Annotated in this window: 20 protein-coding genes; 14 read left to right on the top strand and 6 right to left on the bottom strand. The window is 61.5% G+C overall.

What is annotated here, in order from left to right; all coding sequences use genetic code 11:
• Positions 1 to 37: 37 nt before the first annotated feature.
• From AB5Y72_RS14415 to ccoN, 5 genes are all read right to left on the bottom strand, one after another.
• Positions 38 to 526: a FixH family protein gene (locus tag AB5Y72_RS14415; protein WP_042076229.1), complete on the bottom strand. Its 489-nt coding sequence runs from the start codon at positions 524 to 526 to the stop codon at positions 38 to 40.
• A gap of 125 nt (positions 527 to 651) precedes the next feature.
• Positions 652 to 1,629, bottom strand: coding sequence for a cytochrome-c oxidase, cbb3-type subunit III (gene ccoP, locus AB5Y72_RS14410; RefSeq protein WP_042076230.1), 978 nt, complete (start codon positions 1,627 to 1,629; stop codon positions 652 to 654).
• On the bottom strand, positions 1,629 to 1,808 hold the full coding sequence (locus AB5Y72_RS14405; RefSeq protein ID WP_042076232.1) for a CcoQ/FixQ family Cbb3-type cytochrome c oxidase assembly chaperone: 180 nt from the start codon (positions 1,806 to 1,808) through the stop codon (positions 1,629 to 1,631). Before AB5Y72_RS14405 ends, ccoP begins: the two co-directional genes overlap by 1 nt.
• Before the next feature lie 11 nt (positions 1,809 to 1,819).
• Entirely contained in the window at positions 1,820 to 2,434 is a 615-nt protein-coding gene (ccoO, locus tag AB5Y72_RS14400; protein ID WP_042076233.1) for a cytochrome-c oxidase, cbb3-type subunit II, read from the bottom strand.
• An 18-nt stretch (positions 2,435 to 2,452) separates the two neighbouring features.
• Positions 2,453 to 3,877 (bottom strand): cytochrome-c oxidase, cbb3-type subunit I, encoded by a 1,425-nt coding sequence (gene ccoN, locus AB5Y72_RS14395; RefSeq protein WP_042076236.1) that lies wholly within the window; start codon positions 3,875 to 3,877, stop codon positions 2,453 to 2,455.
• 279 nt (positions 3,878 to 4,156) lie between these two features.
• On the opposite strand from ccoN, the gene AB5Y72_RS14390 reads away from it, so the two are divergent.
• The 14 genes from AB5Y72_RS14390 (at position 4,157) to rmf (ending at position 24,459) form a co-directional block, all read left to right on the top strand.
• Entirely contained in the window at positions 4,157 to 4,615 is a 459-nt protein-coding gene (locus AB5Y72_RS14390; protein WP_368199103.1) for a hypothetical protein, read from the top strand.
• 111 nt (positions 4,616 to 4,726) lie between these two features.
• The gene (locus AB5Y72_RS14385) at positions 4,727 to 5,185 is read left to right on the top strand and encodes a GAF domain-containing protein (RefSeq protein ID WP_368199102.1); all 459 of its coding nucleotides are present in this window, start codon (positions 4,727 to 4,729) and stop codon (positions 5,183 to 5,185) included.
• A gap of 102 nt (positions 5,186 to 5,287) precedes the next feature.
• On the top strand, positions 5,288 to 5,932 hold the full coding sequence (gene proQ, locus AB5Y72_RS14380) for an RNA chaperone ProQ (RefSeq protein WP_042076240.1): 645 nt from the start codon (positions 5,288 to 5,290) through the stop codon (positions 5,930 to 5,932).
• Positions 5,933 to 5,940: 8 nt separating this feature from the next.
• Entirely contained in the window at positions 5,941 to 7,956 is a 2,016-nt protein-coding gene (prc, locus tag AB5Y72_RS14375; RefSeq protein ID WP_042076241.1) for a carboxy terminal-processing peptidase, read from the top strand.
• A 138-nt stretch (positions 7,957 to 8,094) separates the two neighbouring features.
• Positions 8,095 to 10,716, top strand: coding sequence for an aminopeptidase N (gene pepN, locus AB5Y72_RS14370; protein ID WP_368199101.1), 2,622 nt, complete (start codon positions 8,095 to 8,097; stop codon positions 10,714 to 10,716).
• 72 nt (positions 10,717 to 10,788) lie between these two features.
• A complete protein-coding gene (locus AB5Y72_RS14365; RefSeq protein WP_325782680.1) occupies positions 10,789 to 11,010 on the top strand; it encodes a DUF2835 family protein in 222 nt (73 codons plus the stop codon).
• 274 nt (positions 11,011 to 11,284) lie between these two features.
• On the top strand, positions 11,285 to 16,126 hold the full coding sequence (locus AB5Y72_RS14360; protein WP_368199100.1) for an NAD-glutamate dehydrogenase: 4,842 nt from the start codon (positions 11,285 to 11,287) through the stop codon (positions 16,124 to 16,126).
• 59 nt (positions 16,127 to 16,185) lie between these two features.
• Positions 16,186 to 17,196 (top strand): quinone-dependent dihydroorotate dehydrogenase, encoded by a 1,011-nt coding sequence (pyrD, locus tag AB5Y72_RS14355; protein WP_042076248.1) that lies wholly within the window; start codon positions 16,186 to 16,188, stop codon positions 17,194 to 17,196.
• 85 nt (positions 17,197 to 17,281) lie between these two features.
• Positions 17,282 to 17,818 carry a cell division protein ZapC gene (locus AB5Y72_RS14350; protein ID WP_042076249.1) on the top strand — a complete coding sequence of 179 codons (537 nt, stop codon included), beginning with the start codon at positions 17,282 to 17,284 and terminating at the stop codon, positions 17,816 to 17,818.
• A 273-nt stretch (positions 17,819 to 18,091) separates the two neighbouring features.
• Positions 18,092 to 20,260 (top strand): bifunctional 23S rRNA (guanine(2069)-N(7))-methyltransferase RlmK/23S rRNA (guanine(2445)-N(2))-methyltransferase RlmL, encoded by a 2,169-nt coding sequence (gene rlmKL, locus AB5Y72_RS14345; protein ID WP_209792365.1) that lies wholly within the window; start codon positions 18,092 to 18,094, stop codon positions 20,258 to 20,260.
• Positions 20,260 to 20,487 (top strand): glutaredoxin family protein, encoded by a 228-nt coding sequence (locus AB5Y72_RS14340; RefSeq protein ID WP_325782682.1) that lies wholly within the window; start codon positions 20,260 to 20,262, stop codon positions 20,485 to 20,487. Before rlmKL ends, AB5Y72_RS14340 begins: the two co-directional genes overlap by 1 nt.
• 72 nt (positions 20,488 to 20,559) lie before the next feature.
• Positions 20,560 to 22,470, top strand: a complete 1,911-nt coding sequence (locus tag AB5Y72_RS14335) for an ABC transporter ATP-binding protein (RefSeq protein WP_325782683.1) — start codon at positions 20,560 to 20,562, stop codon at positions 22,468 to 22,470.
• A gap of 8 nt (positions 22,471 to 22,478) precedes the next feature.
• Complete coding sequence (locus AB5Y72_RS14330; protein ID WP_325782684.1) at positions 22,479 to 24,122, top strand: DUF3466 family protein; 1,644 nt, start codon at positions 22,479 to 22,481, stop codon at positions 24,120 to 24,122.
• Positions 24,123 to 24,282: 160 nt separating this feature from the next.
• Positions 24,283 to 24,459 carry a ribosome modulation factor gene (gene rmf, locus AB5Y72_RS14325; protein ID WP_010674759.1) on the top strand — a complete coding sequence of 59 codons (177 nt, stop codon included), beginning with the start codon at positions 24,283 to 24,285 and terminating at the stop codon, positions 24,457 to 24,459.
• Positions 24,460 to 24,546: 87 nt separating this feature from the next.
• Here rmf and fabA read toward each other — a convergent pair whose 3' ends face one another.
• Positions 24,547 to 25,107 (bottom strand): 3-hydroxyacyl-[acyl-carrier-protein] dehydratase FabA, encoded by a 561-nt coding sequence (gene fabA, locus AB5Y72_RS14320; RefSeq protein WP_042076258.1) that lies wholly within the window; start codon positions 25,105 to 25,107, stop codon positions 24,547 to 24,549.
• Between the last annotated feature and the right edge of the window lie 33 nt (positions 25,108 to 25,140).

The following is a 25,140-nucleotide window of genomic DNA, read 5'->3' as shown; positions in this document are numbered from 1 at the left end:
CGCGCATGCCGGGAGACGGCTGCTGCTCCTCCATGGTTCAACGTCCCTTGGGATCGAGTTCGACGGGGGCCCGGGTCGGCAGTTGTGTCGTCTCCTGCAGGCGCCATTCATGATTGAAGGCGTCGACCCGGACATGCCATTTGCCGGTGACGGGTTTCTCCAGCAGCAGGCGATAGACGCCGTTGCCGTCGGCCGTCAGCAGGTGTTCGCTGTCCAGGCCCGCCAGGGTCGGATGAAACAGGGAGAGGCGCAGCGCCTGGCCGGGGGGAATGTCTCCCGACAGGGGTTTCAGGGTCAGCTCCTTGTCGCTGACCGAGAGGGCGATGCGGATGCCGAGGGCCTCGGCGCGATCGAACTTGCTGAGATCCTGGTTGATCTCCTTGCCCTGCTTGTAATAGTCCTCCGCCACCAGGTTGACACCGTCCTGGCTGGCGATGATGGCGGTGGCGATGCTGCCGATGACGGCGGCGCAGGGGAGGGCGATGATGAACCAGGGCCAGAATTGGCGATACCAGGGTTGGGACATGGTGTTACCGAAACCTATGATTAACAAAATGGAGGCTTTTCAGCCAACACAAGATAACAAAAAGCCTCGAAGAGTCGAGGCTTTTTGCTGAGTAATCACGTGCTTATCACATGTTACTGCTTATGTTACTGCGCCTGGTGGGACAAACTATAGACATAGGATGCCAGCAGGTGGACCTTGTCTTCACCAAGTATATCCTTCCAGGCTGGCATCACGCCGTGACGCCCGTGGGTGATGGTCTGCTCGACCACCTGACGGGAGCCGCCGTAAAGCCAGGTGTTGTTGGTAAGATCCGGCGCCCCGAAGGCGATGCCGCCCTTGGCATCCGGGCCGTGGCAGGCGGCGCACATGGCGAAGCGCGCCTCACCCTTCTTGGCTTCCACCAGATCCACCTTGCGGCCGGAGAGACTCAGCACGTAGGAGGCCACCTCCTTCACCCCGTCCTGACCCAGGATCTCGCCCCAGGCGGCCATGACCCCCTGACGACCGCCCATGATGGTGGTCTTGATCTGGTCGGGCTGGCCACCCCACTGCCATTCGCTGTCGGTCAGGTTCGGGAAGCCGCGACCACCGCGGGCATCGGAGCCGTGGCACTGGGAGCAGTTCTGCAGGAACAGGCGCTGACCCACCTTCAGGGCTTCAGGATCCTTGGCGATCTCGGTGATCTCCTTGTAGTTCTTGCCATCCGCCTGATAGGTCAGCTCGCGGAACTTGGCGCCATAGACCTCGTCGGCCTTGGCAAGCTCACGGTCGTACTCCACCGCGCGCCCTTCGGCCTTGGCAGACTCGGCTGCAGCCTTGGACTCGGCCAGCGAGCGAACGTCCTGGTTGGAGCTCTGCCAGCCCAGCAGACCCTTGAAGTTGCCAAGGCCCGGGAAGGCGAGCAGGTAGATGAGCCCGGTGACGATGAAGAAGAGGAACATATAGGACCACCACTTCGGCAACGGGTTGTTGATCTCCTCGATGCCGTCGAAGGCGTGGCCCATGGGCTTGCCCTCTTCGGTTCCCATCTTGTCTCTCATGCACCAGGCCAGCAGCAGGAAGCAGCCGAGAATGGTGCCAAGACTGATGACGGTCACAAAAATGCTAAACAGAGTGCTCATTATTGCTTCGCTCCTGCGTTCTTGTTATCAGCACTGGGTTGCTCGTCGTCGGCAAAGACCAGGTTGGCGGCCTCGTCGAAGGAGGCCTTGCGGCGCTTGCTGTAGGCCCAGACGATGATGCCGATCATGATGGCCATCAACAGCAGGGTGTACAGGCCGCGGAAGGTGCCGTAATCCATATTTCGACTCCTTATTTCAGGGCATGACCCAGTGATTGCAGATAGGCCACCAGGGCATCCAGCTCCGTCTTGCCCTTGACCGCGTCGCCCGCGCCCTGGATATCGGCATCCGTGTAGGGCACGCCGAAGTGATCCCGGAACAGGGCCAGCTTCTTGCCGGTCAGCTCGCCGCTCAGCACGTTGGTCTCGAGCCAGGGGAAGGCAGGCATGTTGGACTCGGGCACCACGTCGCGCGGGTTGATGAGGTGGGCACGGTGCCAGTCATCGGAGTAGCGGCCGCCGACCCGGGCCAGATCCGGACCGGTACGCTTGGAGCCCCACAGGAAGGGGTGCTCCCACACGCTCTCGCCGGCGACCGAGTAGTGGCCGTAGCGCTCGGTTTCGGCGCGGAACGGGCGGATCATCTGGCTGTGGCAGACGTTGCACCCTTCGCGGATGAAGATGTCGCGCCCTTCCATCTGCAGGGCGGTGTAGGGCTTGAGGCCCTCCACCGGCTCAGTGGTCTGCTTCTGGAAGAACAGCGGGGTGATCTCGACCAGGCCCCCCAGGCTGATGGCAAAGATGATGCCGACCACCAGCATGGGAACGCTCTTTTCAAAAATTTCGTGACGGTTGTTGTTGCTCATGCGTAAGACCCCTTCAAATCAGGCTGGCTGTGCGACGGGTTCCAGGGAACCCTTGGGCGCAGTGACGGTGCGATAGGCGTTGTAGGCCATCAGCAGCATGCCGGTGACGAAGAAGCAGCCACCCAGGAAGCGCACGAAGTAGAAGGGATAAGAGGCCTGCAACGCCTCCACGAAGCTGTAAGTCAGGGTGCCGTCGTCGTTGACCGCACGCCACATCAGACCCTGCATCACCCCGGAAATCCACATGGCGACGATGTAGAGCACTGTGCCCACGGTCGCCAGCCAGAAGTGGACGTTGATGAGCTTGATGCTGTACATGCGGCCCTGGCCGAACAGGTTCGGGATCAGGTGGTACACGGCGCCGATGGACACCATGGCAACCCAGCCCAGGGCACCGGAGTGAACGTGACCGATTGTCCAGTCGGTGTAGTGGGAGAGGGCGTTGACCGTCTTGATCGCCATCATGGGGCCTTCGAAGGTGGACATGCCGTAGAAGGACAGGGACACGATCAGGAAGCGCAGTATGGGGTCATAGCGCAGCTTGTGCCAGGCACCCGACAGGGTCATGATGCCGTTGATCATGCCGCCCCAGGAGGGGACGAACAGGATGAGGGACATCACCATGCCCAGCGACTGGGCCCAGTCGGGCAGGGCGGTGTAGTGCAGGTGGTGCGGACCGGCCCAGATATAGAGGGAGATCAGCGCCCAGAAGTGCACGATGGAGAGGCGGTAGGAGTAGACAGGGCGGCCCGCCTGCTTGGGCACGAAGTAGTACATCATCCCAAGGAAGCCTGCGGTCAGCAGGAAGCCCACCGCGTTGTGGCCATACCACCACTGCACCATGGCATCCATGGCGCCGGAGTACATGGAGTAGGACTTCATGCCGGACAGCGGCACTTCCATGTTGTTGACGATGTGCAGCACGGCCACCGTGATGATGAAGGCACCGAAGAACCAGTTCGCCACATAGATGTGGGAGGTGGTGCGCTTGGCCAGTGTGCCAAAGAAGACGATGGCGTAGCTGACCCAGACCACGGCGATGGCGATGTCGATAGGCCACTCCAGTTCGGCGTACTCCTTGGAGGTGGTGTACCCGAGCGGGAGGGAGATGGCGGCCGAGAGGATAATCGCCTGCCAGCCCCAGAATACGAAGGAGGCGAGCGGGCCACCGAACAGTCGGGTCTGGCAGGTGCGCTGCACCACGTAGAAGGAGGTGGCCATCAGCGCGCTCACGCCAAACGCGAAGATGACCGCGTTGGTGTGCAGGGGACGCAGGCGACTGTAGGTCAGCCAGGGGGTATCGAAGTTGAGGGCAGGCCAGATCAACTGGGCTGCAATCAGTACACCCACCGACATACCGACAATTCCCCAGACGATCGTCATGACGGTGAACTGGCGCACAACGGTGTAGTTGTACTCAGGGTGGTTTGTTGTATGGCTCATCGTTGTATTCCGCTTCCGATGCTGTTGTTTGTCGTGCCCGGTGTGCTGGGCCATTTTCACCCCTGTTTTGCAAAATCCTCTCGTTAACATCTGTTAATAAAAGGAAAAGCAAAAGGTGGTTAAATGAAAATTCATTGGGAATGATACTGAAGTGACCAGTAAAATAACAGTACAAACAGTGATATATTTGGCTCCAGCGGGTCTGGTGTCCGCCAGTTTTTACCTTGCGCCAGATCACGAAAATCGCATTTTCAAAGTACCTTACAGGGCTGTTTTTTCATGAAAGAGAGACTCACTTCACGCAAAATCGGGCACTTGACCTTGGTGCTGGCCATTTTGCTCTCCCTGATGGCTTATCGGACCTGGTTTTCGGGCCCCCAAAGCGCGAAATCGGAGGAAACAAATGATCAGATTTGTGATCTGTCCCACAGCCCCTGCCCCCTGCTTGTCGGCGATGCCCCCCTGACGGTCAGCGTCGACGGCCTGCCGATCCGTCCTGAACATGACTTTGTCTTGCGCCTTCAGGGAGGTAATCCGGCCATCACACCGGTCACATCCTGGCTGGAGGGAAAGGAGATGTTCATGGGACGGATCCCGGTGCAATTTGAGGCCGGCAACGGGGGCTGGCAGGGAACGACCCAGGTGGGGAGCTGCACCACGGAGACCATGGACTGGTTGCTCAATATCGAGTGGAGCAATGGCCAGCGCCAGCAGCTGGCGCTCTCCGTCGCCCGCTGACCGGAGAGAACCTCAGGTGCCCCGGGAGGGAGGAGAAGTGAAAATTGATTTGAATTTTTCAGGCAGGACGGTACCTTGCATTCACTATCAAGGAGTGAAGCTCATTTAATCATGACTGAAAAACAAGCATTTTATCGCACCCTCAACCAGCAGGCCCAGGCATTGCTGGAGGGGGAGCCCGATCTGATCGCCACCCTGGCGAACCTCTCCGCCCTGCTCAACCAGGAGCTGACCGACATCAACTGGGTCGGCTTCTACCTGCTGCAGGGGGATACCCTGGTGCTGGGGCCCTTCCAGGGCAAGCCCGCCTGCGTGCGCATTCCGGTCGGGCGTGGCGTCTGTGGCACCGCGGTCGCCGAGGGCAGGACCCAACTGGTGGACGACGTGCACCAGTTTGCGGGTCACATCGCCTGTGACGGTGCCAGCAACTCGGAGATCGTGATCCCCCTTCGCCGCGCAGGCGAGATCATCGGGGTGCTGGATATCGATAGCCCAATCTTTAACCGTTTCGACGAGCAGGACCGCATCGGCCTCGAAGAAACGGTGCAAATTTTGGAAAGCATGCTCTAAGTCATTGCTAGATGGTTCGCAAAAGGTCCCAAGCTCTCTATAATGGGGCCTTTGTTGTGTTCGGGGCTGCCCCGTGCGTCTATATGAAAGCCAAGGTTATACATGGAAAACACTGAAAAGCTGAAGAACAGTAAAGAGATCGTCGCCTACCTGGTCGAGAAATTCCCGGCCTGCTTCATCGCCGAAGGAGAGGCCAAGCCGCTCAAGATTGGCATCTTCCAGGATCTGGCTGCGCGTCTTGCCGACGACGAGAGAGTCTCCAAGACCATGCTGCGCTCTGCTCTGCGTCAATACACCTCCAGCTGGCGTTACCTGCATGGCCTCAAGGCTGGCCAGGCCCGTGTCGATCTGGACGGCAACCCGGGTGAACTGCTGACCGAAGAGCACATCGAACACGCCAAGCAGGCCCTCAAGGAGAGCAAGGAGCGTGTCTTTGCCAGCCGCCGCACCAACACCAAAGAGAAGGAAGACAAGCCCAAGCAGCCTCGTCGTCCCGCTCCGCGCAAGGCTGAGGCCGCTGCCAAATCCGGCAAGCCGAAAGTGGCGCCCAAGGCGGCTCCCGTTGCCGACGAAGCCCCTCTGGTCAAGGTGGATGCCGCGACCCTGAAAGTGGAACAGGGTGTGCGCGTCGTGCTCGGCAAGTCTCCCGTGCCTGCCACCATCAAGGAAGTGACCAAGGATGACGTACAGGTTCAATTGCAGACCGGCATGATGTTGCGGGTCAAGTTCGAGCATCTGGTTCTCTAAGGAGACGAATGTTGAAGCATGGCGTGATTCGTTTTTCCCTCGTTGCCTGTAGCCTGGCGCTTGCCGGGCTCGCACAGGCCATCGAGCCGGTGCTCAAGGAAAGTGATTTGCCTGTGTTGGCTCAGGAGAGCCAACATGCTACGGCCAGCAAGCGAATTGCCAATCTGTTTACCCGCTCCCACTACAAACAGTTCAAGCTGGACGATGCCTTTTCCTCCGTGGTCTTCGACAAGTACCTGGAGAATCTGGACTACAGCCGCAACCTGTTTCTGGCCTCTGACATCAGCCGTTTTGAAAAGTACCGTACCGGCTTTGACACCGACCTCGAGAGAGGGCGGCTGGCGCCGGCCTACGAGATGTTCAACCTGAGTCAGCAGCGGCGTTACGAGCGGTTCGAATACGCCCTCAAACTGCTCGACACTCCCTTCGATTTTACCCAGCAGGACGACTACGTCTTCGATCGGGAAGGGGCTCCCTGGCCCAAGGATGAAGCCGAGCTCGACGAGCTGTGGCGCCAGCGGGTCAAGTTCGATGCCCTGAGCCTCAAGCTCAGCGGCAAGGAGTGGCCCGAGATCAAGGAGCTGCTTGGCAAGCGTTACAACAACGCCATCAAGCGGATGTCCCAGACCGAGAGCGAGGACGTGTTCCAGCTCTTCATGAACTCCTTCGCCCGTGCCATCGAGCCGCATACCAGCTACCTGTCGCCGCGCAGCGCCGATCGCTTCAACACCGAGATGAACCTCTCGCTGGAAGGGATCGGGGCCGTGCTGCAGGCGGAAGATGACTTTACCGTCATCCGCTCCCTGGTGCCCGGCGGCCCGGCGGCCAAGTCCAACCACCTGAAGCCCGATGACAAGATCACCGGCGTGGGACAGGACGACGGCAAGATCGTCGATGTGATCGGCTGGCGTCTGGACGACGTGGTCGAGCTCATCAAGGGCCCGAAAGGCAGCAAGGTGAAGCTGGAGATCCAGCGCGGCAAGGGCGCCAGTGCCAAGACCGAGCTGGTGGAGCTGACCCGCGACAAGGTGCGCCTGGAAGACAGGGCCGCCAAGTCTAAGGTGATCACCGCCGAAGGCAAGAAGATAGGGGTGCTCGAGATCCCGAGCTTCTACGTCAACCTGCACGACGACGTGATCAAGGAGCTCTCCAGCCTCAACAAGCAGAAGATCGACGGTCTCATCGTGGATCTGCGCGGCAATGGCGGCGGTGCCCTGACGGAAGCCTCGGCCCTGAGCGGTCTCTTCTTCACGAGCGGTCCCGTGGTACAGATCCGTGATCACATGGGTCGCATCACCGTCAACGGCGACGACGACGGCAACGTCTATTACGGCGGCCCCATGTCGGTGATGATCGACCGCTACAGCGCCTCGGCCTCCGAGATCTTCGCCGCCGCCATGCAGGACTACGGCCGCGCCCTGATCCTCGGCGAGAACTCGTTCGGCAAGGGCACTGTGCAGCAGCATCGCAGCCTGGCCAAGGTCTACGACTTCTACGAGCAGCCGCTCGGTCACGTGCAGTACACCATCGCCAAGTTCTACCGCATCGACGGCGGCAGTACCCAGAACAAGGGGGTGGCACCGGACATCGCCTTCCCCACGGCGGTGGCACCGGACGAGACGGGGGAGAGCCGCGAGTTCAACGCCCTGCCCTGGGACAAGATCGCCTCGGCCAGCTACGAGCGGTTGGGTGACTTCTCCCGCCTGCTGCCCAGGTTGAAAACGGCCCACGAGGCGCGGATCGCCAAGGATCCCGAGTTCGCCTACGTGCTGCAGGACATCAAGGAGTATCAGGTGGACAAGGACAAGAAGTCGGTCTCCCTGAATGAAGCCGTGCGGCTGGACGAGCAGGCCACGCAGGACGAGAAGGCGCTGGTGCGAGCCAACGAGCGACTGGCCCGTCTTGGCAAGCCGGCGGTGAAGAGCCTGGATGAGCTGCCCACCGACTTCGAGGCGCCCGACGAGTATCAGGTCGAAGCGGCGAACATCACCGCGGATCTGGCGACCCTCAGCAAACAGGGCTGATCCTCGGCAGCGGTATCCGCAGTCTACAAGGGCGACGTTGGTCGCCCTTTCTTTTGCCTGAATGCAAACTATTTGACCCTGCCGATCCGTTGTGACAGCCTCTGACACGTCGATAACAAAGCGTGGAAGCACACAATAATGACCGATCACTCCCAGGCCATGACGGCCAAATACCGCCAGGACTACCGGGCGCCCCTCTACTGGTGCGACAGCATCGATCTCGATTTCCAGTTGCAGGAGCCCCTGACCCGGGTCACCGCCATCTCCCGACTGCGTCGCAGCGGCGATCACAACGAGCCCCTGGTGCTGGACGGCGAGGGACTCACCCTCGTCAGCGTTAGCGTGGACGGCGTGCCCTATCAGCAATACGAGCAGGGAGAGCGCAGCCTGACCCTGTTCAACCTGCCGGCCGAGTGCGTGCTGACCTTGGTCACCGACATCGATCCCGCCGCCAACACGGCGCTGGAGGGGCTCTACAAGTCCGGCGACGCCTACTGCACCCAGTGCGAGGCGGAGGGCTTTCGTCGCATCACCTATTACATGGACAGGCCGGACATCCTGGCCCGTTACAGCACCCGCATCAGCGCCGACAAGGCCAAGTACCCCTATCTTCTCTCCAACGGCAACAAGGTGGCGAGCGGCGATCTGGAGGGTGGCCGCCACTTCGTGCAGTGGCAGGATCCCTTCCCCAAGCCCAGCTACCTGTTTGCCCTGGTTGCCGGTGACTTCGACGTGGAGCGCAACCAATACGTCACCCGGAGTGGTCGCAAGGTTGCTCTCGAGATCTTCGTGGACAAGGGCAACCTGGACCGCGCCGGTTTCGCCATGGAGAGCCTCATCAAGTCCATGCGCTGGGACGAGCAGCGCTTCGGCCTCGAGTATGACCTCGACATCTACATGATCGTGGCGGTGGACTTCTTCAACATGGGCGCCATGGAGAACAAGGGGCTCAACATCTTCAACTCCAAGTTCGTGCTGGCCAACCCGGCCACCGCCACCGACGCCGACTACCACGGCATCGAGCGGGTCATCGCCCACGAATACTTCCACAACTGGACCGGCAACCGTGTCACCTGTCGCGACTGGTTCCAGCTCAGCCTGAAAGAGGGGCTGACGGTGTTCCGGGATCAGGAGTTCTCCTCCGATCTGGGTTCGCGCGGCGTCAACCGCATCAACAACGTGCGCACCGTGCGCGGCCCGCAGTTTGCCGAAGACGCGGGCCCCATGGCGCACCCCATCCGCCCGGATGTGGTGATCGAGATGAACAACTTCTACACCCTGACCGTCTACGAGAAGGGCTCGGAAGTGATCCGCATGATGCACACCCTGCTGGGCGAGGCCGCCTTCCAGGCAGGGATGAAGCTCTATTTCGAGCGCCACGATGGCTCGGCCGCCACCTGTGACGACTTCGTGCAGGCGATGGAAGACGCCTCCGGGGTGGATCTCGGCCGCTTCCGCCGCTGGTACAGCCAGTCCGGCACCCCTGAGCTGACCGTGACCGACGAGTACGATGCCGCCAGCGGCGTCTACCGCCTCCATGTGCGTCAGCACACCCCGCCGACCCAGGATCAGCCGCAAAAGCTGCCGCTGCACATTCCCCTCGATATTGAGCTGTACGACGAGCAGGGGACCGTGATCCCGCTGCAGTATCAGGGCAAGGCCATCGGCCAGGTGCTGAACGTGCTGGAAGCACAGCAGACTTTCGAATTCGATCGGGTGCCGGTCAGGCCGGTGCCCTCTCTGCTGCGGGACTTCTCCGCCCCGGTCAAGCTGCACTATGACTACAGTGACGAGGCGCTCGCCTTCCTGATGCGCCATGCCCGCAACGAGTTTGCCCGCTGGGACGCGGCCCAGATGCTGGTCAACAAGGCGGTGATCGCCGGGGTGGCCCGGGTGCAGCAGGGGCAGGAGGTGCAACTCTCCGGGGCGCTGCTCGGTGCCTTCGTCGCCATCTTCGACGACGCCGCGCTGGACCCGGCCCTCAAGGCGGAGATCCTGGCGCTGCCGGGGGAGGCGACCCTGGCCGAGCTGTTCGAGGTGGCGGACATCGACGCCATCCATCGGGTGCGCAATGCCATCCATGACCAACTGGCCGAGGCCTTCGGTGCCCGGCTGGCCAGCACCTATGAGGGGCAGCGCCTGACGGGCTATCGGGTGACCCATGCCGACACCGCCAAGCGTGCCCTCAAGGCCGTGGTGCTCGGCTATCTGGCGGCCCTGGCTCCAGAGCAGGCCGATGCCCTGGTGCGGGAGCAGTACCAGGGGGCCGACAATATGACCGACACCCTGGCGGCCTTGCAGGTGGCCAACGCTCATCTGCTGCCGTGTCGCGCCGCACTGATGGCCGACTTCGAGGGCAAGTGGGCCCACGACGGCCTGGTGCTGGACAACTGGCTGCGTCTGGTGGGCAGCAAGCCCGCCGCCGATGTGCTCGGCGACGTGAAGCAGGCGATGGCGCACCCCACCTTCAGCATCCGCAACCCGAACCGGCTGCGGGCGCTCATCGGCAGTTTCGCCACGAACCAGGTACAGTTCCACGCCGTGGACGGCAGCGGTTACCGCTTCCTGACCGACCTCTTGAGCGAGCTCAACGAGGTGAACCCCCAGGTGGCGTCCCGTCTGATCACCCCGCTCATCCAGTTCAAGCGGCTCGACGAGGGTCGCAAGGCGCTCATTCGCACCGAGCTGACCCGTCTGGCCAGGCTGGACGGGCTGGCGCGGGATCTGTTCGAGAAGGTGAGCAAGGCGCTGGCACAGTAAGCCCATCGGCAGCGGGCAGGGGAGCCAGGCTCTCCTGCCCGTTTTTCATGACTATTCCCGGGAGGAGGGAACATGCGGCAATACACCTTTCGGCTGGCCCTCGGGCGCGACGAGATCATGCTGATGTACCAGGGGCACGTCAGGCGGCTGGTGGTGCGCACCGAGCAGGGGCTGACCCTGGAGCTGGGGTTGGAGAAGCTGCGCGGCTTCGTGTCGGACTGCGGTGTATACGGCTACTTTCGGCTGAAAACCCAGGACGATCATCGCTTCATTTCTCTGGAACGCATAAATTAACAAAAGTTGAACATTATTCCGGGTAAATATCTGCTTTAAGTCACTATCTATCCGGTAAATTCCTCAGCATCCAGTGTGATTTTCTAAAATTTGCCAACTTGGCAAAATTTATCACAACCTAAGCCGTGATCTGTCCCTTGTTTTTAACATCTCGTTATCACCTTTGCTCGCCTTCCTCGATCCAAGCCATTACACTTCGCTGCAACTCTGTACCGGTGGGCATCCTGGGTGGATGTCGCCGTGTCTGTGATGTCGTCCGATAAGGAAACTAGCAATGGCATTGAAAGACGCCCCTACCTCAGTTCTGCTCGAAAACGTTCTCAGCCTGGTCCATCAGAAATTGCCCAAAAACAGCGCTTCCCTGGTCGAATGCTTCGTCGCCAAGTTCTACGGCAACATGGCGAGCACCGATCTGCACGATCGCAATGACAGCGATCTCTATGGCGCCGCCCTCAGCCTGTGGAATGCGCTCAACCTGCGCACCGGCACCGATCCCTACATCCGGGTCTACAACCCCGAGCTGACTCGCCACGGATGGCAGTCTCCCCATACCATCGTCGAGATCATCCTGCAGGATTCCCCCTTCCTGGTTGACTCCATCCGCATGGCCCTCAAGCGTCGCGGCATCACGGCGCACATGATGCTGCACCAGCCGCTGCACCTGATCCGCAGCGAGGGGGGCAAGATTGGCGCCATCCTGGATCTGGGCAACACGGCGTCCCAGACCTCGGTGGAGACCGCCTTCCTCATCGAGATCGATCACCTGACCGAGGAGGAGGAGATGGAGGCCCTGACCGCCGAGCTCAACTCGGTGGCACGGGAAGTGGCCCTGGCGGTGGGGGACTGGCAGCCCATGCTGGCGCGCCTGAACGAGATCATCGAGGAGCTGCCCAAGCGCAAGCACCCGGTCAGCCAGGCCGAGGTGGACTCCTGCGTCGCCTTCCTCAAATGGGTCGCCGCCCACAACTTCACCCTGATGGGATATCGTCGTTACGACGTCAAGGCGGTGGAGGGGGATCACGAGATCCTGCCCCGGCCCGAGTCCAGCCTGGGCCTGATGAAGAACTCCATCAAGGACGAGGGGCAGCGCCTGGGCATCATGCCGGCCAGCGCCCGCCACGCGGCCCTGAGCTCCTCCTTGCTGATCCTCACCAAGTCCAACAGCAAGTCCAGGGTGCACCGTCCGGCCTACGTGGACTACATCGGCATCAAGCGTTTCGATGAGCACGGCAAGGTGGTGGGGGAGGATCGCTTCATCGGTCTGTATGCCTCCTCCATCTACAACACCAGTGCCACCCAGATCCCCCTCATCAGTCACCGCCTCGAGCGCATCATGGCCGCCTCCGGCTTTGAAACGGGCTCCCACGCCTACAAGGCGCTGCTGAACGTGCTGGAAACCTACCCGCGCGACGAGCTGATCCAGGCCCGGGAAGAGGAGCTGCTGGCCACCGGTCTCGGGGTGCTGGAGATGCAGGAGCGCGACATGCTGCGCCTGTTCGTGCGCCGGGATGTCTACGGCCGTTTCTTCTCCTGCATGGTCTACGTCACCAAGGAGCGCTACAACACGGCGCTGCGCATCAAGACCCAGCAGATACTGCAGAAATATTTCGGCAGCAGCGAGGAGGTGGAGTTCAACGTCTACTTCACCGAGGGCGTGCTGGCACGGACCCACTACATAGTGCGGGTCAACAACAACAACGTGGATGTGGATGTGAACGAAGTACAGAACAACCTGATCGAAGCCGCCCGCAGCTGGGATGACCGCCTGGACTCCGTGCTGCTCTCCCACTATGGCGAGGCCCGTGGCAACGAGCTGCGCCGTCGCTTCAGCACCGCCTTCCCTCGCGCCTACAAGGAAGACGTGCTGCCGGGCTCCGCCGTCGCCGACATCATGGCCCTCGACGGCCTGAGCGAGGCCGAGCCGCTGGGCATGCTGTTCTATCGCGCCCAGGAGGAGGAGAACGATCGCCGGGTACGCCTCAAGCTGTTCCACCGCGCCGAACCCATCCACCTCTCCGACGTCCTGCCCATGCTGGAAAACATGGGGCTGCGCGTCATCGGCGAGACGCCGTACCAGGTGCGCACCCCCACCGGCGAGGTGTTCTGGATCCTGGACTTCTCCATGCTGCTGCGCGGCGATCAACCGTTCGATCTGGAGCAGAGTCAGCAGCGCTTCCAGCAGGCCTTCGCCGCCATCTGGAACAAGCAACTGGAAGATGACGGCTTCAACCGTCTGGTGCTGGGGGCCGGTCTCAGCGGCCGCCAGGTCTCGGTGCTGCGTGCCTATGCCAAATACATGCGCCAGACCGGTGTCTCCTTCAGCCAGTCCTACATCGAGGAGACCCTGACCCGTTATCCGGATATCGCCGAGCTGCTGTTCACCCTGTTCGAGCAGCGCCTGGACCCTGCCGGCAAGCAAGACGCCAAGGTACAGGCCAAGCTGCACGAGCAGCTCGCCGCCAAGCTCGATCAGGTGGCGAACCTGGACGACGATCGCATCATCCGCCGTTATGTGGAGATGATCGACGCCACCCTGCGCACCAACTACTACCAGCTGGACAAGGAGGGCAAGATCAAGCCCTACATCTCCTTCAAGCTGGCGCCTTCCAGCATCACCGACATGCCGCTGCCGCTGCCGAAGTTCGAGATCTTCGTCTACTCCCCGCGGGTGGAAGGGGTGCACCTGCGCTGGGGCAAGGTGGCCCGTGGCGGCCTGCGCTGGTCCGATCGCAAGGAGGACTTCCGTACCGAGGTGCTGGGTCTGGTGAAGGCGCAGCAGGTGAAGAACACCGTCATCGTGCCGGTGGGCGCCAAGGGCGGCTTCTACTGCAAGCAGATGCCGGCGGGCGCACCCCGTGCCGTCATCCAGGAGGAGGGCAAGGCCTGCTACCGCCTGTTCATCCGCGGCCTGCTGGACGTCACCGACAACATCATCAAGGGTGAGGTGATCCCGCCGAAATCCGTGGTTCGCCACGACGAGGATGACTACTACCTGGTGGTGGCCGCCGACAAGGGTACCGCCACCTTCTCCGACATCGCCAACGAAATCAGCCTGGAATACGGCCACTGGCTCGGCGATGCATTCGCCTCCGGCGGCTCGGTCGGCTACGACCACAAGAAGATGGGCATCACCGCCCGCGGTGCCTGGGAGTCGGTCAAGCGTCACTTCCGCGAGATCGGCGTCAACTGCCAGACCACGGACTTCACCTGCGTCGGCATCGGCGACATGGCGGGGGACGTGTTCGGCAACGGCATGCTGCTCTCCGAGCACACCCGGCTGGTGGGCGCCTTCAACCACATGCACATCTTCGTCGACCCGACCCCGGATGCGGCCAGAAGCTTCGTCGAGCGCCAGCGCCTGTTCGAACTGCCGGGCTCGAGCTGGGATGACTACAACCGTGAGCTGATATCGCAAGGGGGCGGCATCTTCCTGCGTTCCGCCAAGTCCATCAAGCTGAGCCCCGAGATGCAGACCCTGCTCGGCACCGACAAGGCCAGCATGGCGCCGAACGAGTTGATCAAGGCCCTGCTCTGCCTCAACGTGGACCTGCTGTGGAACGGCGGCATCGGCACCTATGTGAAGAGCGCTCGCGAGAGCGACGCCGACGTCGGGGATCGCAGCAACGACGTGCTGCGGGTCAACGGCCGCGATCTGCGTGCCCGCATCGTGGGCGAGGGGGGCAACCTCGGCTTCACCCAGCTGGGCCGGGTGGAGTACGCCAGCCAGGGCGGTCGCATCAACACCGACTTCACCGACAACGTGGGCGGGGTGGACTGCTCCGACAACGAGGTGAACATCAAGATCCTGCTCAACCAGCTGGTGGCAGCCGGCGATCTGACCCTCAAGCAGCGCAACCAGATGCTCTACGAGATGACGGATGCGGTGGCGCAGGTGGTCATCACCAACGCCTACCGCCAGTCCCAGTCCATCTCGGTCACCGCCTTCCGCGGCGCCGAGCAACTCAAGGAGCAGCAGCGCTTCATCCAGGGGCTGGAGCGCGAAGGCAAGCTGGACCGTGCCCTGGAGTTCCTGCCCTCCGACGAGGAGCTCTCCGAGCGGATGGCGGCGGGGCAGGGGCTGACCCGTCCCGAGCTCGCCGTGCTGGTGGCCTACGGCAAGATGGTACTGAAAGAGCAGCTCAACTGCCCGGAAGTGACCGAGGAGCCCTTCCTCGCCAACATGCTGGTCACCAGCTTCCCGGCCCAGCTGCAGCAGCAGTTCGGGGCCCAGCTTGCCCAGCACCCGCTGCGGGGCGAGATCATTGCCACTCGCGTTGCCAACATGCTGGTCAACGACATGGGGCTCAACTTCGCCAGCCGGATGAAGGACGAGACCGGCGCCTCGGTGGCGGAAGTGGCCTGCTGCTTCGCCATGGCCCGGGAGGTGTTTGGCCTCGGTACCCTGTGGCGCGACATCGAAGCCTGCGACAACCTGGTGGACGCCAACACCCAGCTCGAGCTGATGTTCTACAGCCGTCGCATCGTGCGCCGGGCCACCCGCTGGTTCCTGCGTGCCCGCAACCGCAGCTGGAGCATCGGCGAAAACATCGCCTTCTTCCGTCCGGCCTTCGAGACCCTGGGGGAGCACCTCTACGAGGTGATGGACGAGAGCGAAGTGGCCGAGCACAGACAGGCGGTCGCCGCCCTGATGGCCAAGCAGGTGCCGGAGGCCATCGCCCGTCAGGTGGCGCACATGAGCAGTCTCTTCTCCTGCCTGGATCTGGCGCAGATCGCTGCGGAGCACAAGACCGACATCCTGCGCGCCGCCAACGTCTACTACCGTCTCGGTGCCAAGCTGGATCTGCACTGGTTCCTCGAGCAGATCAACCATCAGCCGGTGGGCAACCACTGGCAGGCGATGGCGCGGGCCTCCTTCCGCGAGGATCTGGACTGGCAGCAGCGCAGCCTCACTTCCGTGGTACTGGAAGGGTGCAAAGAGCAGGGGGAATGCGCTACCATACTGGCCGACTGGATTTCGGAGCATGAGCAGCTCTTGTCCCGTTGGACCCACATGTTGGCCGACTTCAAGACCACCAGCACCCACGAGTTCGCCAAGTTCTCCGTGGCCTTGCGAGAGTTGAACCTGCTCCAGTTGAATTGCCGAACTTCGATATAACGTTTATTGGCATCATCAAAGCCCCGGCCAGTCGCCGGGGCTTTTTTTAAGGAGCAAGCATGCTGTACCCCCTCGCCAGGCATTTCCTGTTCAAGCTCAATCCGGAACAGGCCCACGATCTCTCCATCAAATATTTGCCCCGCCTTCTCGGTACACCGCTCGATTGTTTCTTCCGCCATTCACTGCCCCAACGCCCCGTCACCTGCATGGGGCTTAATTTTGCCAATCCGGTCGGTCTGGCGGCCGGGCTGGACAAGGATGGCGAGTGCATCGATGCCTTTGGGGCCATGGGATTTGGCTTTATTGAAGTCGGTACCGTGACCCCCAGACCCCAGAGCGGCAATGACAAGCCGCGCCTGTTCCGGGTTATTCCGGCAGAGGGGATCATCAACCGGATGGGATTCAACAACAAGGGGGTCGATCACCTGGTCGCCCGGGTACGGGAAGCCAAATATCAGGGCGTCATCGGCATCAATATCGGCAAGAACAAGGATACACCCATCGAGCAGGGCAAGGACGATTACCTGATCTGCATGGACAAGGTGTATGACCATGCCGGTTATATTGCGGTCAATATCTCCTCGCCAAACACCCCGGGTCTGCGTCAATTGCAATACGGCGATGCATTGGATGAATTGCTGGCCGCACTGAAACAGCGCCAACAGGAGCTGGCGGAAAAATATAAAAAGTATGTGCCGCTGGCCGTTAAAATTGCCCCCGACTTGAGCCAGGATGAAATTAACCAGGTGGCGGCCTCCCTGATCAAAAACGGCATCGATGGGGTCATCGCCACCAATACCACCCTCGAGCGCGACATGATTTACGACATGCCCCACGCCGGCGAGGCGGGGGGCCTCAGCGGCCGTCCGCTCCAGCATAAGAGCACCGAAGTGATCCGTCAGCTGGCCAAGGCCCTCGATGGTGCACTGCCCATCATAGGGGTAGGGGGCATCGACAGCGCCATGGCGGCCCGGGAGAAACTGGCGGCGGGTGCCACCCTGGTCCAGATTTACAGCGGCTTTATTTATAAGGGGCCGAGCCTGGTGAAAGAGATCGTCACCAATATATAAAAAATAACCGGCGGCCCTTATTTAACGTTGCTCAAATTCTCGACATGGAATAAAGTCGAGGGACGGCTTAGATAAGGGCTCCACCATGTGCATCCAACCCAATGACAATTGGCAGTGGCATTATGACGCTCAGGATGATCGTCTGATGCTGGATTTATCCGATCGCATGATATTTGCCACCGAATATAAAGGTCGGCAACTTGTCCCCAGCTCCTTCACAACCCAGCCTTTTTGCGTGGACGATGCCGCCCTCTATTACCAGTTGATGGACAAAGCCGCCGAACTTGATTGGAGTGTGCCCCATCAGGTGCAGCTGGTACTCAATGCCATCGCCGTCAGCCGCTTTTATAAACCCTTGATGCCACAAAGCTGGTTCTTTCATGAACAGCAGACTCACTTTATTCCGGATATGGGCGCCCTGGTGTGGATGGAGACTCCCCATGGCCGGGGGGAATTCATGGTCATCGAAGCCGGCGAGCAGGCCAGCGTCTGTCTGAATCTGACCGAGGAACTGGTGCTGACCACCAGCAAGACGCTGCCACGGTTTGCCGTGATCAAGGTGATGAATAACCGGATGCAATCCAGAGTCCGGGTGCAGGCACAATATCGCCACGTCAGCTGACCTCGAATATTGCGAGCGTAGCAGGTTGAAATATGAGCAGGCCTGCAGCCATCCTGTCCCGTTATTTGCCGCCGTACTGCCAATCTGTGTGATTTTTGCCCCCGGCGGGCAGACCTTCGATATCGTTCCCTTGAAATAAGGAGGCATCGCCCGTTCATTCCGGAGATCCTGCTGCCTGCGAGGGGGGGAGGGCGACCTCATGCCGTACCCGGCGCCGTTAATATTCGTGTGATGCCCAAGGTTCGGGTGCCGAGCGCGGGCCGATAAGGTATAATGCGGCACTATTTTTATGGCATCCCCGTGAGCGTGATGAAAGAATTTTTTGCAACCTGCCCCAAGGGGCTGGAAAACCTGCTGGCCGTCGAGCTGACCAATCTGGGCGCGGAGCAGGTCCGTGAGACCGTGGCCGGCGTCCACTTCAAGGGCGAACTGGCCATCGGCTACAAGGCCTGCCTGTGGAGCCGCTTCGCCTCCCGCATCGTGCTGGTGCTCTCCGAATTCCAGATGAACGACGATCTGGATCTCTATCTGGGAGCCCACACCATCCCCTGGGAAGAGCACTTCTCCGGCACCGCCACCATAGCGGTGGACTTTACCGGGACCAATGCTTCCATCCGCAATACCCAGTACGGGGCGCTCAAGATCAAGGATGCCATCGTCGATCGCTTCACCAAGCGCGGCCACGTGCGCCCGGACGTGGACAAGAAGTCCCCGGACATCCGTATCATGGCGCATCTGGGCAAGGGCAAGGCCAATATCACGCTGGACCTGTCCGGTCCCGCCTTGCACCAGCGTTTCTATCGCCAGGGCACCGGTGAGGCGCCGCTCAAGGAGAACCTGGCCGCGGCCATGATCGCCCGCAGCGGCTGGGCCGGCGAGCCCATGATGGATCCCATGTGCGGCTCCGGTACCCTGCTCATCGAAGCAGCCTTCATCGCCGCCGACATGGCGCCGGCCCTGCGCCGCGAGCGCTTCGGCTTCGATCGCTGGCTGCAGCACGATGGCGAACTGTGGCAGAGCCTGATGATGGAGGCCCAGGTGCGGGCCAAACGCGGCATGCAGCGCTGCGAGGTGAAGCTGTTCGGCTGTGATGCGGACTCCCGCGTGCTGGCGAAGGCCCGTGACAATGCGAAAGCCGCCGGCGTGGCCCACCTCATCACCTTCAAGCAGGCCGACGTCACCGCCTTGGAGAACCCGCTGCCCATGCCGGCCGAAGGGGAGGCGCGCCAAGTGGGCATGCTCATCTCCAACCCGCCCTATGGCGAGCGTCTTGGCGAGTTCCCGGCGCTGCTGGAAGTGCACCAGGCGCTCGGCGATGCCCTGCGCCGCAGCTTCCAGGGCTGGCGAGTCACCATCCTCTCCGCCTCGCCCGAGCTGCTGAGCTGCCTGCGCCTGCGCGCCGACAAGCAGTACCGCCTGTTCAACGGGGCGCTCGAGTGCCAGCTGCGCAACTACCAGATCGCGCTGGACTCCGTCGCCTCCCAGAAAGAGGTGGCCCAGGACTTCGCGAACCGCCTGCGAAAGAACCTCAAGGCCCTGGAGAAGTGGGCCAGCAAGGAAAACCTCGACTGCTATCGCCTCTATGACGCGGACTTGCCGGAATACAACGCCGCCATCGACCGCTACCGGGATTATCTGGTGGTGCAGGAGTATGCCGCGCCCAAGGACATTCCCGCCCAGAAGACCCGTCAGCGTCTGCTCGACATGGTGCAGGCCGCCATCAAGGTGACCGGCATGGACGGCGAGAAGGTGATCCTGAAGGTGCGCGAGCGTCAGGAGGGCAAGCAGCAGTACCAGAAGCTCTCCGAAGAGCAGCACCGGATGGAGGTGCAGGAGTACGGGGCGCGGCTTTGGGTCAACCTCTACGACTATCTGGACACCGGCCTATTCCTCGATCACCGTCAGACCCGCCGCATGCTGGGCCAGATGGCCAGGGGCAAGCGCTTCCTGAACCTGTTCGCCTACACCGGCAGCGCCACGGTGCACGCGGGGCTGGGCGGCGCCCGCGAGACCACCACGGTGGACATGTCGCGCACCTACCTGAACTGGGCGCAGGACAACATGCGCCTGAACTCGCTGGTGGGCCGTGAGCACAAGTTCGTCCAGGCGGACTGCCTGAAGTGGCTCTCCGAGGCGGATGAGCAGTACGACCTCATCTTCATCGATCCGCCCACCTTCTCCAACTCCAAGCGGATGGACGAGAGCTTCGACGTACAGCGGGATCACCTGCTGCTGATGCAGCACCTCAAACGCCTGCTGGCAGCCGATGGCACCCTGGTCTTCTCCAACAACAAACGCCACTTCAAGATGGATCTGGCCGGACTCGAGGCCATCGGTCTCAAGGCCCAAAACATCACCGGCAAGACCCGGCCCAAGGATTTCGAGCGTAACCAGCATATCCACAACTGCTGGATCATCACCCACGCCGAGGCGCAGGGCTGATGCTGACCCTGTTTCACACCGACGGCTGCCACCTGTGCGAGCAGGCCTGGGCGCTGGTGGTGCAGGCCGGGCTGGCGGGGCAGACCCGCCGCTGCGACATCCTGGACGATGACGCCTGGCTCGCGGCCTACCGGGTGCGGATCCCGGTGCTCTGCGATGAGGCCGGCCGCGAACTGGGCTGGCCCTTCACCCTGACGGAGCTCCAGGCGTGGCAGGCCCAGGGGTGATACCGATTTGACGATGAAACGGGGGCAGATCCAGTCTGCCGCCCGTTTTTTCATAAGCAACAAGGAACAAACATGGCTCTTTTGACATTGCACGGCGCCTCCCTGTCGTTCAGTGACTTCCCGCTGCTGGATCAGGCCGAGCTCACCATAGAGCGGGGCGAGCGCCTCTGCCTGGTGGGGCGCAACGGGGCGGGCAAGTCCACCCTGATGAAGGTCATCGCCGGCGAACTGCCGCTGGACGACGGTCGCCTGGTGTTGCAGCAGGACTTGAAAGTGACCCGTCTCGAGCAGGATCCCCCCGCCTCGAGCGAGCTCACCGTGTTCGATTACGCCGCCGAAGGGCTAGCCGGGGTGGGGGAGCTGCTCAAGCAGTATCACCATGTCTCCATGGCGCTGGCGAGCGACCCCTCCGATGCCAACATTCGCACCATGAGCCAGTTGCAGGAGCAGCTTGACTATCAGAACGGCTGGCAGTTCGAGACCCGCATCAACCAGGTGCTGACCCTGCTCGATCTCGACCCCGACGTGACCCTCGACAGCCTCTCCGGCGGCTGGCTGCGCAAGGTGGCCCTGGCCCGCGCCCTGGCCTGCGATCCGGATCTGCTGCTGCTGGACGAGCCGACCAACCACCTGGACATCGACGCAATCAACTGGCTGGAAGAGTTTCTCAAGGACTTTCGCGGCGCCATCGTCTTCATCTCCCACGACCGGGAGTTCATCCACAAGCTGGCGACCCGGATCATCGATCTCGATCGCGGCGTGATCACCTCCTGGCCCGGCAACTATGACGACTACCTGCAGGGCAAGGAGGAGTGGCTGCGGGTCGAGGAGCTGAAAAACGCCGAGTTCGACCGCAAGCTGGCCCAGGAGGAGGTGTGGGTGCGCCAGGGGATCAAGGCCCGCCGCACCCGCAACGAGGGGCGGGTGCGCGCCCTCAAGGCGATGCGCATGGAGCGAACCCAGCGCCGCGAGCTGCAGGGCAAGGCCAAGCTGCAGCTGGACGAGGCGGGCCGCTCCGGCAAGCTGGTGTTCGAGACCGAGGGACTGGGTCTGGACTTTGGCGATCGCACCCTGTTCCAGGGGCTGGATTTGCAGGTGCTGCGCGGGGACAAGATAGCCCTGGTCGGCCCCAATGGCTGCGGCAAGTCGACCCTGATCAAGCTGCTGCTGGGCCAGCTCGAGGCGAGCCGCGGGTCGGTGCGCCAGGGAACCAACCTGGAGGTGGCCTATTTCGATCAGTACCGCGAGCAGCTCGATCCCGAGAAGACGGTGGTGGACAACGTGGGGGAGGGCAAGCAGGAGGTGATGGTGCGCGGGCGTTCCCGCCACATCCTCGGCTACCTGCAGGACTTCCTGTTCGAGCCCAAGCGGGCGCGTACCCCGGTGAAGGCCTTGTCAGGGGGCGAGAAAAACCGTCTACTGTTGGCCAAGCTCTTCCTCAAACCCAGTAACTTGTTGATTCTCGATGAACCAACCAACGACCTGGATGTCGAAACGCTGGAATTGCTGGAGGAGCTGCTCACCGATTACCCGGGTACCCTGCTGCTGGTCAGCCACGATCGCCGTTTCATCGACAATACGGTGACCGGTTGCTGGCTGTTTGAAGGGGATGGGCGGATCAGCGATTATGTCGGGGGCTATGCCGACATGATGGCCACCCGCGCCCAGCAGGCTTCCCTGCTGGCGGCCAAGGCGGCGTCGGTCAAGGTGGCAGAGCCTGTCGCGCAGGCGGCAGAGCCGGCGAAAAAAACGCGCAAACTCTCTTACAAGTTGCAATTGGAGCTGGATAATCTGCCTGCCCGGCTGGAGCAGCTGGAAGCCGAGCTCGATGCCCTGCAGGCCGAGATCAACCACCCCGGTTTCTTCTCCCTGCCCGCGGAGCAGACCCAGCCCAGACTGGATGCATTGAATGCGGCAGAAGCCGCATTGGAACACGCCTTCTCCCGCTGGGAGGAGTTGGAAGCGTTGAAACATCAAGACTAAGGAAGTAGATGAAAAAGCAATTATCCATGCTGGCCATCCTGGTCGGCGCCAGCCTCAACGCGCAGGCGGCACAAAGCTCCTTTTTCACCATCGTCGATGACGAAGTCAAAGGCTATGCTAGCGCGATCAGCGCAGATGGCAGCAGCCTCGTCGGGATCAACACCAAGAACAACATGGCCGAGTACTTCTCGACCGTGCGCTCTGCCGACTTCCTGGTCGATCGTTTCCGTTTCGAGCAGGGCTGCTTCCTGTCTAGCTCCGTCTGCGACTCCTTCTGGGATGACAATGCCGGTTTTGCCTACCAGTGGCGCCGTGACTTCCTCGACAAGGTCGATCAGCGCAACAACCTGGGTTACGTGCAACAGAGCGAGACCGACGGCCTGGTGACCGCGCTGGGGGAGGTGCCGGCGGATCGAGTGGGTTACAAGATGGATGGCAAGCTGCGCACCGCTTTTGCCATCGTCAATGACGGCAATCCGGTCGCACTGAAGGATGCGGCCAGCACCCATGGTGTGAGCGTACCGGCGGCCATCAAGAAGCTGGACAACGGCCAGTATCTGGTGACCGGCACCGCCGCTACCGACAAGTATCGCCACAAGGTGGGCGGCGATTTCTACAAGTGGTGCTTCGAGGGCAACGACGATGAGTACGGTGACTTCCGGTACTGCCCAGGTGCCGATACCCAGGCCAGCTTCTGGCTGCTCAATGGCTCCGGCGGCCTCAGCAAGCTGATGCAGGCACCCGACTATGCCCATCGACGGGATGAGGTGCTGCAGACGGCCTCCGCGCTCGGCGCGGCCGAATACAACGGCACCCTCTATGGCGTGGGTTACAGCTCCACCGGCGAGGTGGGGTCGGGGGACCTGGATGGCCGCAACCTGGCCAGCTACTGGGCTCTGGATCTGAACGCCGGCACAGTGGGCGCCACCAAGGTCATTCCGCTGCCGGATGGCGAGCCGGGCAAGGACGACGGCGTGCTGCAACATAGCTGGGCAGTGGCGGTCAACGACAACGGCTACGTGATAGGCAACCAGCGCTACCGCATCAACAAGGGTCAGAACCGCCCGGTGGAGATGTTCCTGTTCAATCTGGGCAAGCCCGGCACGGCGGCCACTCTTCCCCTGCAGGACAAGCCGCTCTCCGGCTCCGGCTCCGAGGCGGCGGCCATCAATGACCACAACATGGTGGTCGGCTGGCGCGACTCCCGTCATCAGACCCAGCCGGTGGTCAACGGCACCAACCGCATGCAGGAGGCCTTCCTGCTCAACGCGGCTGCCCCGAGCAACAGCTGGTATCTGAACGACCTGATCTGCGGCCTGAACGATGCGGGTGCCAAGCAGTGCGCCCAGAACGGTTACTACTACCACATCGCCTATGCCAGCGGCATCAGCAGCGATGGCACCATAGCCGCGACCGCCTACCGCTACGCCAGCGAGAGCGATCTGAACAACCGCACCAATGCGACCGTGGTGGCCGTCAAGCTGACGCCGGCGGTGGCGGACTACCAGGGCAACACGCCGGCCAGCTATGTGGTCAGCAATGCCCCGGTCAACAACCAGACCGGTCAGGATGGTGAAGGTGGCGGTGGCAGCCTGTTCTGGTTGACTCTGCTGGCCTTGCCCTTTGCCTGGCTGCGTCGTTACCAGCGATAAAAATGTGTCATGAAAAATTAATGCGCTTCAGTATCTTGTGTCACAACCCCTGAATAGCATGGAAATTTTTGTTTGACCCTGCCTCCCCCCTGGGGTAAAGATGAAGGCGACCGGTGAAAAACTGGTCGCTTTTTTTGTTCCACGAAGAGGGTCGTAGATGATGAAGAGACAGAAACGGGACCGTCTGGAGAGAGCTCGCGCTCGTGGTTATCAGGCTGGCGTAGTCGGCAAACAGAAAGAAGCGTGTCCGTATCAATGCCTGGATGCCAGAGGGCACTGGCTTGGTGGTTGGCGCGACGCCATGGAAGGGCGAGGCTCAGGCCTCTTCATGAAGTAACCGATACTTCATCACTCATTTCAAACAGGAAAGGGGCCTTGGCGGCCCCTTTACGTTATCCCTCTGGCACTGAACCAGAGCGGAAGATCAGAATGCGGTGGTGTCTTTGAACAGACCCACTTTCAGGTCGGTCGCGCTGTAGATGGGACGACCGTCCACTTCCACCACGCCGTCGGCAATGCCCATGACCAGCTTGCGATTGATGACGCGCTTGAAGGTGATCTTGTAGGTGACCTTCTTGGCGGTCGGCAGGATCTGACCGGTGAACTTGACTTCACCGACACCCAGCGCACGGCCTTTGCCAGGGCCGCCTTTCCAGCCCAGGAAGAAACCGACCAGTTGCCACATGGCATCCAGCCCCAGGCAGCCCGGCATGACGGGATCACCGGGGAAGTGGCAATCGAAGAACCAGAGGTCCGGGGTGATGTCGAGCTCGGCCAGGATTTCGCCCTTGCCATGCTCGCCGCCGTGGTCATTGATCTTGACGATGCGATCCATCATCAGCATGTTGGGGGCGGGCAGCTGGCTGTTACCCTCACCAAATAATTCGCCACGGCTGCAGGCAAGCAGCTCTTCACGGGTAAAGGACTCTTTGCCTTGTTCGCACAGGGAGAGGCGGGGATTAGTGGTGTCGTTGTCTAGGGTCACGCTGTTTATCCTTCATATGGGTCAAAGCCGGGC

Origin of the sequence: Aeromonas sp. R7-4 (assembly GCF_040908055.1) — a bacterium.
GTDB classification, from domain to species: domain Bacteria; phylum Pseudomonadota; class Gammaproteobacteria; order Enterobacterales; family Aeromonadaceae; genus Aeromonas; species Aeromonas sanarellii.
The sequence above is the reverse complement of the archived record's forward strand: the minus strand, read 5'-3'. Positions and strand labels throughout refer to the sequence as shown.

What these genes read in the sequence shown, in the direction of transcription:
- AB5Y72_RS14390 (WP_368199103.1), top strand. Translation starts at nt 4,157, where the DNA reads ATGAAAGAGAGACTCACTTCACGCAAAATCGGGCACTTGACCTTGGTG.
- AB5Y72_RS14405 (WP_042076232.1), bottom strand. Translation starts at nt 1,808, where the DNA reads ATGGATTACGGCACCTTCCGCGGCCTGTACACCCTGCTGTTGATGGCC.
- rmf (WP_010674759.1), top strand. Translation starts at nt 24,283, where the DNA reads ATGAAGAGACAGAAACGGGACCGTCTGGAGAGAGCTCGCGCTCGTGGT.
- AB5Y72_RS14415 (WP_042076229.1), bottom strand. Translation starts at nt 526, where the DNA reads ATGTCCCAACCCTGGTATCGCCAATTCTGGCCCTGGTTCATCATCGCC.
- pyrD (WP_042076248.1), top strand. Translation starts at nt 16,186, where the DNA reads ATGCTGTACCCCCTCGCCAGGCATTTCCTGTTCAAGCTCAATCCGGAA.
- proQ (WP_042076240.1), top strand. Translation starts at nt 5,288, where the DNA reads ATGGAAAACACTGAAAAGCTGAAGAACAGTAAAGAGATCGTCGCCTAC.
- ccoN (WP_042076236.1), bottom strand. Translation starts at nt 3,877, where the DNA reads ATGAGCCATACAACAAACCACCCTGAGTACAACTACACCGTTGTGCGC.
- rlmKL (WP_209792365.1), top strand. Translation starts at nt 18,092, where the DNA reads ATGCGGCACTATTTTTATGGCATCCCCGTGAGCGTGATGAAAGAATTT.
- prc (WP_042076241.1), top strand. Translation starts at nt 5,941, where the DNA reads ATGTTGAAGCATGGCGTGATTCGTTTTTCCCTCGTTGCCTGTAGCCTG.
- AB5Y72_RS14360 (WP_368199100.1), top strand. Translation starts at nt 11,285, where the DNA reads ATGGCATTGAAAGACGCCCCTACCTCAGTTCTGCTCGAAAACGTTCTC.
- AB5Y72_RS14335 (WP_325782683.1), top strand. Translation starts at nt 20,560, where the DNA reads ATGGCTCTTTTGACATTGCACGGCGCCTCCCTGTCGTTCAGTGACTTC.
- AB5Y72_RS14330 (WP_325782684.1), top strand. Translation starts at nt 22,479, where the DNA reads ATGAAAAAGCAATTATCCATGCTGGCCATCCTGGTCGGCGCCAGCCTC.
- AB5Y72_RS14365 (WP_325782680.1), top strand. Translation starts at nt 10,789, where the DNA reads ATGCGGCAATACACCTTTCGGCTGGCCCTCGGGCGCGACGAGATCATG.
- AB5Y72_RS14340 (WP_325782682.1), top strand. Translation starts at nt 20,260, where the DNA reads ATGCTGACCCTGTTTCACACCGACGGCTGCCACCTGTGCGAGCAGGCC.
- pepN (WP_368199101.1), top strand. Translation starts at nt 8,095, where the DNA reads ATGACCGATCACTCCCAGGCCATGACGGCCAAATACCGCCAGGACTAC.
- ccoP (WP_042076230.1), bottom strand. Translation starts at nt 1,629, where the DNA reads ATGAGCACTCTGTTTAGCATTTTTGTGACCGTCATCAGTCTTGGCACC.
- AB5Y72_RS14385 (WP_368199102.1), top strand. Translation starts at nt 4,727, where the DNA reads ATGACTGAAAAACAAGCATTTTATCGCACCCTCAACCAGCAGGCCCAG.
- AB5Y72_RS14350 (WP_042076249.1), top strand. Translation starts at nt 17,282, where the DNA reads ATGTGCATCCAACCCAATGACAATTGGCAGTGGCATTATGACGCTCAG.
- ccoO (WP_042076233.1), bottom strand. Translation starts at nt 2,434, where the DNA reads ATGAGCAACAACAACCGTCACGAAATTTTTGAAAAGAGCGTTCCCATG.